The sequence below is a fragment of the Ochrobactrum sp. RH2CCR150 genome, from assembly GCA_014138095.1.
Taxonomy (GTDB): domain Bacteria; phylum Pseudomonadota; class Alphaproteobacteria; order Rhizobiales; family Rhizobiaceae; genus Brucella; species Brucella gambitense.
This window is the reverse complement of record JACGXE010000004.1, coordinates 186,358-198,416: the sequence shown is the minus strand read 5'-3', so window position 1 is coordinate 198,416 and position 12,059 is coordinate 186,358. Positions and strand designations below refer to the sequence as shown.

Sequence of the window (12,059 nt, the reverse complement as noted above, 5' to 3'; positions counted from 1 at the left end):
GTTCTAGCCAGCCAACGAATGCAGGGCCGGGTAGAGCGCGCGATAGCGCTGATAGGCTTCGTCATAAGCGGAGAGAAGCGCCTGTTCGGGCTCGACAGTGCGCGCTGTGCGCGGCGGCGTGCAAACCGCAAACGGATCGGCCCCGCTGGCCGCGATCAGCCCCAGACGCGCCGCGCCGAAGGCCGCGCCAAAGTCGCCTTCTTCCGGCAGCGAAATTGGCGTGTTCAGCGCCGTTGCAATGGATTTCAGCCAATAGGCGGAGCGGGAGCCGCCGCCGACCGCGATCAGCGAATGGATTTCGGTGCCTGCCGATTGGAGCGCGACGAGACTGTCGCGAATGGCGAAGGTTACACCTTCCAGAACGGCCTGTGTCATGGCATTTCGGTCTGTTTCATGTTCCAGCCCGTTAAAGCTGCCGCGAATTTTCGCATCATTGTAAGGCGTGCGCTCGCCCGACAGATAGGGCAGGAAGGTCACGCTACCGGGTGCCTTGACTGTGTCGCCCAGTTCCTGATCAAGAACATGTGGCGTCGCGCCGACAACGCGCGCGAACCAGTCAAGCGCACTTGCTGCCGAGAGGATGACGCCCATCTGGTGCCATGTGCTCGGCAGCGCGTGGCAAAAGGCATGGACAGCGCTTTCCGGCTTTGGCTGATAAGCGCCATTGGCGGCAAACAAAACGCCGGATGTGCCAAGCGACACGAAAGCATGACCGGGCTTTACCGTTCCCATGCCGCAAGCCGAAGCGGCGTTATCTCCCGCACCGCCAGCAACGACGGGGCGACCTTCGACACCCCAGCGCGCCGCCAGTTCGGCACGCAGCTGCCCGGTTGCGTCGCTGCCTTCCGCAAGCCGCGGCATGTGGCTTTCGGTCAGTCCGGTCTTTGCAAGCAATTCGGACGACCAGTGACGGCCACCGGTGTCTAGCCAGCTTGTTCCGGCTGAATCCGACATGTCCGATACATGTTCGCCAGTTAGCCAGAGGCGCAAATAATCTTTTGGCAACAGGATCTTGCGCGTCTTGGCGAAAGTTTCTGGTTCGTTGCGGGCAACCCAGACCAGTTTTGGCGCGGTAAAGCCCGGAAAGACGATATTGCCAGTGATCGCGCGGAAGGCCGGATCGGCATCAAGCTCGGCGGCCTCGCGATAGCTGCGCGTGTCGTTCCAGAGTATGCAGGGGCGCAGCACCCGATCCGCCTCGTCCAGCAATGTTGCCCCATGCATCTGGCCAGAAAGGCCGATGCCTTTGACTGCTGCGAATTCTTTCGGATATGCGCGTCGCAGGGCGTCGATTGCGGTTTCAGTGGCGCTGATCCATTGGGCGGGATTCTGTTCGCTCCAGCCTGCATGCGGGCGAGACACGTCCAGTTCGCCATGCGCCGAGCCGACAACCCGCTGACTGTCGTCGATCAGAAGCGCTTTTACGCCGGATGTTCCAAGATCGAGGCCGAGATACATGGGAGCTCCTGTCGGGAATTCATAATGGCCGGCGGTTCAGCAGAACTGCGGCAGGTTATCTTTGAGAAAGATTTCGATACGAATATGTTCCTGCCCCGCAATGATCGGCAGCCGGTCTGCTGAGGCTTTCAGGATACGAATGGCGCTGCGGATTTCATGTCCGGCATCCTGTGCCAGAACACCATGCACCAACCCTTGTTCAAGCGCCTGAGAGGTCGCGTCATCGCGCTCATGGGCGATCACCAGAGGGCGCTTCCCGTCGTGGTTGGCGAGTGCGCGAAGCAGGCCGCCATTGCCTGCGCCGAGGCTGTAAATGCCCGCAATATCGTTGCGTTCGCGCAGTAGGGTACGCACTAGATTCTCCACCCGCGCATCTTCATCGAGGCCTTCAAGCGCGGGGAGGATGGCACGCCCGGGAAAGTCGCCTCGCATGGCGGAGGTGAAACCATCGAAACGTTCGAGGTGATCGCGCACTTTCAACGAGCCGGTCAAGATGGCAATCACGCCCTCGGTACCATTTGCAAAAAGACCGAGAAGACGGGCCGCAGTGCGCCCCGCGGCTGCATTGTCCACGCCGATATAATGTTCACGCGTTGAGTGGCCGAGATCGGAAACCAGCGTCACAGCATGCACACCGCTTGTGCGCAGCCGGTCGCAGGCAGCCCGAACCGGGTCGGTGTCGAGCGCGACGAAAGCCACGCCATCCGGCTTGCGAAGGGCGCTGGCATCAAGAGCGGCGACCAGCGCAATCTCATCAAATGCGGGAACCAGTATGAGATTGATCGAGACACGCTCAGCCATCGCGCGTTCGGTCGCAATGACGATCTCGTCGCGGAGGCTCAGCATGAAAGTGTTGTCATTGTCGGGCACAATGAAGTCGAACTGATAAAGTCGGCTGCGCGCCAGATTGGCAGCGCCCACGTCGCGGACATAGCCAAGCGTATTCATGGCATCCGTCACCCGCTCGCGGGTTTTGGACCGGACGCCGGGACGGTCGTTCAAAACGCGATCAACCGTGGCAAGGCTGACGCCCGCAGTGCGCGCTATGTCATGAACGGTGGGTTTCATTCCTGCTCCTCTACACAAACCATAGGAGCAAAAATGAGGTACGTAAATCAAAAAATTTCAGTCACGATTTTCGCTGCGATATCAATGGGGTTTGGCGGTGAACTCATACGGCGTGCAGAAGAATCGACGAAGCGTTGACAAAGGAAAGGGCGGCCTTGGCCGCCCGATCCAATAGCTTGAAATCAGTCCCAGTAAGGGCGCGGTCTGTGACGCGGTGGACGGTCCCGATATTCGTCGCGCCAATGATGACGACGCCAGTCTCTTGGCGGCGGACCCCAGCCCCAGCGTGGTGGAGGCGGCGGTCCCCAACCCCAACCCGGAGGAGGTGGTGGTGGGCGGCGATAACCGGGAACGCAAACGCCGTCATAGGTCATGCGCCAGCCTCGGCCGCAGCGGTAATCGGCCTTTTGCACCAGTCCTGATTGCACTGTTGCTTGCAGATTGCCAACGGGGTTGGCTTCGGCATTAAAGGCGAACGCGGCCAGTGCCGCAGCTAAAGAAAGTACCGACACTCTCATGCCGTTTCTCCATATCGTTTAACGGCCTCAGTCTGATCTTGCATTTGGGACTATTCGCGGCAGCTGAAATCAATTTGCCTGTACGGCGGATATAATCGCGCTACCAGTCAACCATATCACTATTGGCCGCCCAATCGTTTCATCGTCTTTTTCAGAGTGGAAACGCTCTGATAACCCGCTTCAACGCTGGCAATGGCAAGCGGCATGCCTTCTGCGCGTTTGCGCATCACATGGGATACACGCAGACGCTGCCGCCATTCGACAAAGCTCATGCCCGTCTGGAGACGGAATTTGCGTGTCATGGTGCGACGGCTCATGCCGACTTCATCCGCCCAATCGTCGATGGTGAGGTCGAGACCCGGATTGTCGAGAAGGCTGCGGCAAAGCTTGCGCAATTGCTTGTCGGTCGGGAGCGAGACGACATAGGGCTGCTCCTGCGCGGAGCGAACCTCATCCAGAATAAGTGCTGTGAGATGCTGGCCGCGTCCGTTTTCATCATAAAGCACCGGTTCCTCGGCCAGAGCCTGCACGCTGGCGTCCAACAGGGGAGAAACTTTCAGAACGCGCGTCGGCTCCCAGTGCTCTCGCAATACCGATTCTTCGATAAAGACGGCGTGCATTTCCACTTCGCCATAAATGTCGACAGTGTGCGGCACATCGGGCGGCAGAAGCACGGCATAGCCGCTGGGCAGCATGAAAGCGCCATCTTCTGTCTGCGCCGTCATATAGCCACTATTGCTATAGAGAAGTTCGCCGCGCCGGTGACTATGCCAGCCGGACGAAGCGCTCTTCTTATAGTCGCGCCGCATCACCGCCAAAGGGCGTGCAATGTCCTGATAGTCGATGGCGTGTTTCGGTCGCGTGCGAATTTCCATTTTGGCCCAATTTGACTGAAATTGTCATATTTAAATGGAATTGCAAAATTTTGACCCGAATGCAACTCAGATTGGCCTGACTCACCAAACGGTCCCGAATATATTCGCTCGCGCAACGCATTGATATGTGTGAGTAAATTAGAATTATTCTGAATTCTGGACTTGCGCAACAATAAAAAATAATCGCTATAGCCGCTGCTTTGACGGGCCGCGGGCAGTAGCCGTTTTGCAGAAAACGGCAGGAGAACAGGGTTGAAGACGAGCAGGGACACCGTGCGCAACACAGATCGCATTCACAACAGCGGGCACGCCGGATCGCTGCTCAAAACCGTGCTTCTTGGAAGCGTGGCGCTTGGCGCCGTCGCTGTTCCGGCGATGGCGCAGGATACGGGCGTCATTCAGCTTAACACCATCGAAGTGCAAACTTCCGGTGACAAAGGGCCTCGCGTCCCGGTCAAGGGCTACATTGCCGAATATAGCCGCGCAGCCACAAAGAGCGATACGCCAATCCGTGAAACACCGCAGTCGATCTCCGTTGTCACGCGCGACAACATGAATGATCGCGCTGTTTCGTCGGTGAGTGAAGCGCTGCTTTACAGCGCTAATGTGAACGGTCAGCGTTATGGCGCGGATGTGCGCTCGGATTACTATACCATTCGCGGCTTTCCGGCCGATCTCTATCTCGACGGCATCCGCATCCCACAGATCGCCAACCAGACCGGCGGCTATTCGGGCTTTGTGGTCGAACCTTATTCGCTCGAAAGCGTGGAAGTTCTGCGTGGTCCAAGTTCAGCGTTGTTCGGTCAGAGCAATGTCGGCGGCATCGTCAACATGGTCAGCAAGCAGCCACAGGCCGAAGCGTCCAATGAAGCCTATCTGCGCGGAGGCAGTTTTCAGCGCAAGGAGTTCGGCTTCGATCTGACCGGCCCGATCAACAACGATCCGCGTTTCACCTATCGCCTGAACGGCATGATCCGCGATGCCGATACGTCCTACGATCTGGGCAAGAACAACCGTATTGCTATCAATCCAAGCTTCGCCTGGCGTCCGGATGCCGATACCAGCCTGATTGTTTCCGGTGGCTATCTCAAGGATGATCTGGGGCAGGCTGGTGTGATCGTTCCGGCTTATGGCAGCGTGCTGCCGAACCCGACCGGCCAGAGCATTCCGCGCGATTTCACCGATGGTGATCCGCGCAGCGCGACTTATAAAAAGGAAATCGGCTATGTCGGTTATCAGTTCGAGCATCGTTTCAACAATACGTTCACGCTGCGCCAGAACTTCCGCTATTCACATCTGAAGACCGATTACCGCAATCTGTTTGCAGGCGTGCTGCCAACCAGTGGCTGGGACGGTAGAACGCTGCCGCGCACCAATTATCTGGCACAGCCGGAACTTGATGCCATCGCCTTCGACACGCAGCTTGAATCGCGCTTCGATACAGGTCCGCTGGAGCACACTTTGCTGGTCGGCGTCGATCAGCAATGGCAGCGTCTCGACAATTATACCGGTTCGGCGACCGGTCCGTCGCAGGACCTGTTCAACCCGACCTTCAATCAGCCGCTGACGCCCGTTAAGGCCACGACGCGCCTTCTTCAAAACCAGTATCAGACCGGCATTTATGTGCAGGATCAGATCGAGGCTGGCAATCTGCGCGTGACGCTTGGCGGTCGCAAAGACTTTGTGAAGGTTGATTCCGAGCAGACGACACTCTCGTCGGGCCGCACCGTCGACTACGAGCAGGATCCGGAAAAGTTCACGGGCCGTGCGGGCGTAGCCTATGTGTTCGACAGTGGCTTTGTGCCTTACGCGCTTTATTCGACGTCCTTCCTGCCGACGCTGACGCTGGCGGATACGCCGCTCAAGCCGACCACTGGCACGTTGAAAGAAGTAGGCATCAAATACGCCCCGGAAGGCGCGAATTACAGCGTAACGCTTTCGGCTTTCGAGGCTGAGCAGCAGAATGTCGTCAATCGTATTTCCGGCGTCTATTATCAGACGGACGAAGTGCGGGTGCGCGGCGTCGAGCTGGAAGGCACGGCCCAATTGTGGGATCGCCTGAACCTGACGGCTGCCATGAGCTTCCAGGACCCGGAAGTCAGCGAAAGCCAGACCCCGGCCCAGGTTGGCAAACAGCCTTACACGGTACCGAAGGATCAGCAGTCGCTGTTCGTCAGCTATAACGTGCCGTTGCCGGACAGCCTCAAGGGCGATCTCGTCCTCGGCGGCGGTGTGCGCCGCATCGGCAAGACCGCTGGCGATACGCTGAATACGTTCTTCGTGCCGTCCTACACGCTGGTTGATGCCTTCCTGCGCTATGATCTTGGCAACTATCGCCTTCAGGTGAATGCCTATAATCTCGGCGACAAGAAATATGTGGCGGGCTGTAATTCGACCAGCCAGTGCTATTACGGGCAGGGTCGCTCCATCGTGGCGACAACGAGTGTGAAATGGTAGTGAGTTTCTCACGACGTGAATTTCTTGTGGGGGCGGCTTTGGCCGCCCTTACGTCTTCTGTTCGGGCTGAAGCGCCGCGCAAGATCGTAACCCTTGAATGGGCGGAAACGGAAATTGCGCTTTCACTCGGCATTCGCCCGCTGGGCGTCGCCGATCTGGCGGGGTATCGCCAGTGGGTCAATATCGAGAATGATGGGCTTGCCGATGCGACCGATGTCGGTGGGCGGCAACAGCCGAGCCTCGAAGCGCTGACGCGTCTGAAGCCGGACCTTATCCTGACATCCGCGCTGCGCCACAAGGCGATTGCTGAGCGCCTCAAGGCCATTGCGCCAACGGTGCTGCTTGACGGCGCGTCCGATAGCGCCGATCTGTTTCAGGATATGAAATCAAATCTCACCGCTGCCGCAACCGCTCTGGGGCGCGAGGCGGAAGGCAAGGCCGAATGGCAGTCTTTCGAAGACGGTCTGTCAGCGGCGCGGGCCAAACTATCCAGCCCGCTACCTGTGGTGATTGCACAGCCTTTGCCCGGGGTCGCGCGCCTGAGAATATTCACGACTAACTCCGTGGTAATGAAGACGCTGGTGCAGGCTGGTTTCTCGGAAGCAGTTGACCGCGGCGTGCAGCCCTTTGGCTTTACAACGTTTGGGCTGGAAGAGCTTGCCGCCCTCGGTCCAGAAACGCGGCTTTGCCTGTTGGATGAAGCGACGCCGAAGGAATTGACGGAAAGCGCTATCTGGTCGGTCCTGCCGGTAGTCAGCGCCGGCCATATTTATCATCTCGGAGGCGATATCTGGCCTTTCGGCTCGACGCGCTCCATGGCGCGGCTGGTCGAGCGGACCTTATCTGCCCTGACGGCCTAAAGCGTAAAAAGCCCCGGTTAAACCGGGGCTTTGTTGTGTCACGCGACGGCGCGGGCGCATTCAGCGAGAATGCGCAACACTTCGGTACGCTCCTCGATTTGCGGCATATGTCCGCAACGCTGGAAGATATGCACCCCAACTTTTCCGGGCAGGCCATGGGCATGGCTGACGGGAATGACCCGATCTTCCGCACCGAAGATGAGCCGCACAGGGATCGGCAACTCGGCGATAGCCGACCGGACGTTGAAGGTCTGGGTGCTGTCAGTGAAGAACCGTTCTGCAATGGCGCTTTGCGCGGCACGCAGTTCAGTATCTGCGGCTTGAGCAACCGTGGCATTGATGAAAGGCCGCGTAAGCAGGCTTTCGTCGCTGACAAGGAGCTTCAGCCATGGCGTAATGCTCGCCTCGCTTTTGGCGGCGATCAGACCCTTGGTGAAGGCGCCATTGATTTCGGGGCCGAGACCGGCGGACGAAATCAGCACCAGCGAGCGCACATCGACGATGCTGCGTGCGGCAACAGTTGCGGCAACGCCGCCACCGAAGGAATGGCCGCCAAGCAGGCAGGCATTCACGCCAAAGGCGGCAAGTGTGGCTTCAACAGCTTCAGCAATCGCATCAATGCTGTCCGGCACGCTGCGCGTGGACGCCCCATGACCGGGAAGGTCAAGCGCCAGAACCGGATGGCCGAGCGTCGCCCCTGCAAGCAGACCGCGCCACGAATTGAGGTCGGCGGCGAAGCCATGGATCAGGACAATCGGCAGTTTTCCAGCTTCACCCTCACGCAACCAGACGGCATTAAGCGGTGTTGCGGAACCTGCGGAGAAAGTCGCAACGGGTTTGGACAACGGAGCCGATACAGGGGCCGAAGGCTGTGCCGGTGCGGCAGAGCCTATCTTCGCCTCGACGTCCTTTTTCTGCACGCGTCCCTTGGGGCCGGAACCCGCAATCGCGTCCAGATCAATGCCGGCCTCGCGGGCCAGCCGGCGTGCAAGCGGCGTTGCACGCACGGCTGTTTCCTGAGCGGTAGCGCCTTGGGAGGCAGAAACGACCGGTTCGACAGGTTGGGGTGCAGCCTCCCGAACCGGCACAGGCGCGCTCTGCGAGAGAGCAGGCTGCGCATCGGCGGAGAGCCCAACGGATGGTGGTGCTTTGCGCTCTTCGCCTTCTTCGTAAATCCAGGCAACGGCCTGACCGACTGGCACGACAGTGCCTTCGGCGGCGGCCACATCACCGAGAATGCCGCTGGCCGGGGCGTCCACTTCCATGGCCGCCTTGTCCGTTTCGATCTCGAACAGGAGCTGGCCCTTCGTGACGGTATCGCCATCCTTGGCGTACCAGCGCGAAATCTGGCCGGTCTCCATATCCATGTCGACTTTCGGCAGGATGACTTCCACTGCCATGGTCAGCGCACTCCCTTGGCAAGGTCGCGGGCGCTCTTGAGGATGTCAGGCACCTGCGGCACGGTCGCGCGTTCCAGATCCGGGTTGTACGGGATTGGTGTTTCGGCGCCGCCAAGACGCACGATGGGGGCGTCGAGATAATCGAAAGCATCGCTTTCAGCCACGATGGCCGAGATTTCTGCACCGATGCCGAGCGTTTTCACGGCTTCATAGACGCAAAGCAGCTTCGAGGTTTTCTTGACGCTCTTGATGATCGTGTCGCGGTCAATCGGGCGCACGGTGCGCAGATCGATGACTTCGACGTCGATACCTTCCTTGGTCAGTTCTGCTGCCGCATCCAGCGCCTTGTGCACCATGATGGCGGTCGCGACGATGGTTAGATCGCGGCCTTCGCGCACCACTTCGGCCTTGCCGATCGGCACAGTATAGTAGCCTTCAGGAACCGGGCCCTTCATCTTGTAGAGCAACTTGTGCTCGAAGATCATGACCGGATCTGGATCTTCAACGGCTGCCAGCAGCATGCCCTTGACGTCATGCGGCGTGGATGGCTGCAAGACTTTCAGACCCGGCACATGGCCAAGCCAGGCTTCGAGGCTCTGGCTATGCTGTGCAGCGGCACCCGTGCCGGAACCGGCAGGAAAGCGCATGACCAGCGGCACGGAAACCGCGCCACCCAGCATGTAGCGGATTTTTGCGGCCTGATTGACGATCTGTTCCATGGCCAGCGCGGCAAAGTCGGAGAACTGGAATTCGAAGATCGGGCGCATGCCGGTCAGCGCTGCGCCAACGGCGACGCCAGCGCCGCCCAGTTCGGAAATAGGCGTGTCCATGACGCGGTCTTCACCGAAGCGATGCACGAGATCGCCGGTTACCTGAAACGCGCCGCCATAGACGCCGATGTCCTCGCCCATCAGGAAAACGCGGTCGTCGCGCTCCATGGCAATCGCCATGGCTTCCTGAATGGCTTGCGAATAGCTCAACTCGCGGATTGTGGTGTCCATGATCAGATTTCGTCCGTATATACGTCGCGGGTCAGGTTGGTGAGGTCCGGAGAAGGGCTGTTCTTGGCGAATTCAATCGCGTCGGCGATTTCCTTCTCGACATTGGCCCGAATGGCTTCGATCTCCTTGTCGTCAATCATGCCATAAGCCTTCAGATCAGCCTCGAAATGCGCGATAGGATCGCGATTATTCGCCCAATCCTCGATCTCTTCCTTGGTGCGATAGCGGTTGCGGTCGCTCTTCGAATGTCCGCGCAGTCGATAGGTTTTGTTCTCGATCAGCGAAGGGCCTTCACCGCGCCGCGCACGTTCCACCGCCTCGTTGATGGCCTCAGCCACGTCCGAGAGATTGTTGCCATCCACGACCTTGCCCGGCATGTTGTAGGCCGATGCACGGTCCGCGACATTGGCCACCGCCGTTGAACGCTTGGTTGAAGTGGACATGCCATAGCCATTGTTTTCGCAGACGAAAACGACCGGCAGCTTCCAGACGGAAGCCATGTTGAGCGCTTCATGGAAAGCGCCTTCATTGTTGGCGCCATCACCGAAGAACGACACGACAACCTTGTTGTTCTTCTGCTTCTTGGCGGAAAGGGCAGCACCGACTGCAATCGGAATACCGCCGCCGACGATGCCATTGGCGCCGAGATTGCCCTTGGAAACGTCAGCAATATGCATGGAGCCGCCGCGGCCCTTGCAATAGCCGGTTTCCTTGCCGAAAAACTCGGCAAACATGCGCTTCACATCTGCGCCCTTGGCGATGCAATGACCATGTCCGCGATGGGTCGAGGTGATCATGTCATCTTCGGTCAGCGGCAGGCAGGAACCCATGGCGCTTGCTTCCTGTCCAATCGACAGGTGCATCGTCCCGTGAATAAACCCCCGCGTGTAACTTTCTTCCGCGCCTTCTTCAAAGCGGCGGATGAGATACATTTTGTGCAGCGCTTCCTTCAGCTGTTCCGGAGAATAGGTGCGGAAAGCGAAGGGCAGGTTGTGGCGATCTGCGGCCTGCGCATCAATCTTTCTGGCTTGAACCATGGTGCGGCTCCTTATGCTCCGTAAACGAGCTTGTCCTGGCGGGCGCGCAGTTCGGCAATCTTCGAACCCGGCGCGACGGCTGCATTATCATAGGTGATGAGTTCGCCCTTTTTGATCGGCTTCGTCACGCTGCCGCCCTGAAGGAGGCCGCAGGGGATGGCATGCGCAGTACGCGCTTCGCCAGACGTCATGATCCAGGCGCGGTAGCAATATTCGCCGATGGCATCGAGCTTTTCGCCCGGCTGCATGTCCTTCTTGGCGACTGCGCAAACTTCGGCAACGGGCTTGGCCAGCGGCACCATATCCGGCTTGCCGTAAAGAACGACGCGGGCGCAGGTCAGTGGAACTTCAAGCGATGTCAGGTGATATGGGCGGTGGAAGGTGAAATATGGACCCTTGCCCATTTTCAGGTCTTCCATGCGTTCGGAAACGCGCGGATGCGACATGTCGGCGACAACGAAGACGCCGGGTGCAACACCCTTGCCGATGGAATAATCCACCACACCGACCTTCGACAGCACGCCGCCATCCTTTTCAGGAATCAGCGTTTTGTTGAGCTGGTCAAGCGTTGCGGCAGGGCCATGCATGCCCGGCTTATCGGGCACGAGACCGGTAGCATTGGCGATGGCAGCCATTTCAACCATGGTCTTGGAGCCATCGACGAACTCAACCAGCATACGCACATTCATGTTGCGGCGCTTGGCTTCTTCCAGATAGTCATCGGGAATGGCGTCGATATTGAGCGGATTGTTCTTGCCCTTGCCGGCGGCAACGATGGGGTGACCCATGGCGGAAACGAATTCGATCAGTTCCATGCAGGAAGACGGCTCGTCGCCAGCGCCGAGCGAATAGGTAACGCCCAGACGGTCGGCCTCAGCCTTGAGGTAAGCGCCGATGGTGACGTCGGCTTCGACATTCATCATGACAAGATGCTTGCCATGTTCCATGGCGCGTAAACCGATTTCCGCGCCGACAGCGGGAACGCCGGTGGCGTCGATCACGACATCGATCAGGTCATTTTCGAGGATCAGATTGGCATTGTCTGTAACGGCAACTTTGCCGCCTTCCATCGCCGAGGTCAGTTCGGAGGCGTTCGAAACTTGCCTGCCGTGACCTTCTTCCTGATAGGCGATGTCGACTGCCTTTAAAGCGTTTGGAACGCGCAGTTCGGAAATGGCGCCGATTTCGATGCCGGGCATATGAGCTACGCGCGTCACAATATCGGTGCCCATTTCGCCGGAGCCGATCAGCCCGATACGGATCGGCCGCCCGCTGTCCGCACGCGCCTGCATATCACGTGCCAAGCCCGTCAACGCCACATTCGTCGCCATCTTTTCCTCCTGATGTTCCTCCAGGCGCCTTCGCGCCCCTCTTCCTATACCCGA

General features: G+C 58.9%; 10 protein-coding genes. 2 read left to right on the top strand and 8 right to left on the bottom strand.

Features of this window, described 5'->3' with window-relative positions:
* Window positions 1-3: 3 nt before the first annotated feature.
* The 4 genes from xylB to FHW03_RS10770 all read right to left on the bottom strand — a co-directional run bounded on the left by xylB (window position 4) and on the right by FHW03_RS10770 (window position 3,919).
* A complete protein-coding gene (gene xylB, locus FHW03_RS10785) occupies window positions 4-1,458 on the bottom strand; it encodes a xylulokinase (protein WP_182520626.1) in 1,455 nt (484 codons plus the stop codon).
* Between the two features lie 36 nt (window positions 1,459-1,494).
* Entirely contained in the window at window positions 1,495-2,526 is a 1,032-nt protein-coding gene (locus tag FHW03_RS10780) for a LacI family DNA-binding transcriptional regulator (protein WP_182520625.1), read from the bottom strand.
* A gap of 182 nt (window positions 2,527-2,708) precedes the next feature.
* Window positions 2,709-3,044, bottom strand: coding sequence for a hypothetical protein (locus tag FHW03_RS10775; RefSeq protein WP_182520624.1), 336 nt, complete (start codon window positions 3,042-3,044; stop codon window positions 2,709-2,711).
* Window positions 3,045-3,163: 119 nt separating this feature from the next.
* The gene (locus FHW03_RS10770; RefSeq protein ID WP_182520623.1) at window positions 3,164-3,919 is read right to left on the bottom strand and encodes a helix-turn-helix domain-containing protein; all 756 of its coding nucleotides are present in this window, start codon (window positions 3,917-3,919) and stop codon (window positions 3,164-3,166) included.
* Window positions 3,920-4,171: 252 nt separating this feature from the next.
* Between FHW03_RS10770 and FHW03_RS10765 the strand changes: the two genes are divergently transcribed.
* Window positions 4,172-6,376, top strand: coding sequence for a TonB-dependent siderophore receptor (locus FHW03_RS10765; RefSeq protein WP_377514591.1), 2,205 nt, complete (start codon window positions 4,172-4,174; stop codon window positions 6,374-6,376).
* Entirely contained in the window at window positions 6,370-7,236 is an 867-nt protein-coding gene (locus FHW03_RS10760; protein WP_182520622.1) for an iron-siderophore ABC transporter substrate-binding protein, read from the top strand. Before FHW03_RS10765 ends, FHW03_RS10760 begins: the two co-directional genes overlap by 7 nt.
* A gap of 38 nt (window positions 7,237-7,274) precedes the next feature.
* On the opposite strand, the gene FHW03_RS10755 is transcribed toward FHW03_RS10760, so the two are convergent.
* From FHW03_RS10755 to FHW03_RS10740, 4 genes are read right to left on the bottom strand one after another with little or no spacing between them, the layout of a single operon-like run.
* A complete protein-coding gene (locus FHW03_RS10755) occupies window positions 7,275-8,636 on the bottom strand; it encodes an acetoin dehydrogenase dihydrolipoyllysine-residue acetyltransferase subunit (protein ID WP_182520621.1) in 1,362 nt (453 codons plus the stop codon).
* A gap of 2 nt (window positions 8,637-8,638) precedes the next feature.
* Window positions 8,639-9,637, bottom strand: a complete 999-nt coding sequence (locus tag FHW03_RS10750; RefSeq protein WP_182520620.1) for an alpha-ketoacid dehydrogenase subunit beta — start codon at window positions 9,635-9,637, stop codon at window positions 8,639-8,641.
* A 2-nt stretch (window positions 9,638-9,639) separates the two neighbouring features.
* Window positions 9,640-10,674 carry a thiamine pyrophosphate-dependent dehydrogenase E1 component subunit alpha gene (locus FHW03_RS10745; protein WP_182520619.1) on the bottom strand — a complete coding sequence of 345 codons (1,035 nt, stop codon included), beginning with the start codon at window positions 10,672-10,674 and terminating at the stop codon, window positions 9,640-9,642.
* Window positions 10,675-10,685: 11 nt separating this feature from the next.
* Window positions 10,686-12,005, bottom strand: a complete 1,320-nt coding sequence (locus FHW03_RS10740) for an NAD(P)H-dependent oxidoreductase (protein ID WP_151589101.1) — start codon at window positions 12,003-12,005, stop codon at window positions 10,686-10,688.
* Between the last annotated feature and the right edge of the window lie 54 nt (window positions 12,006-12,059).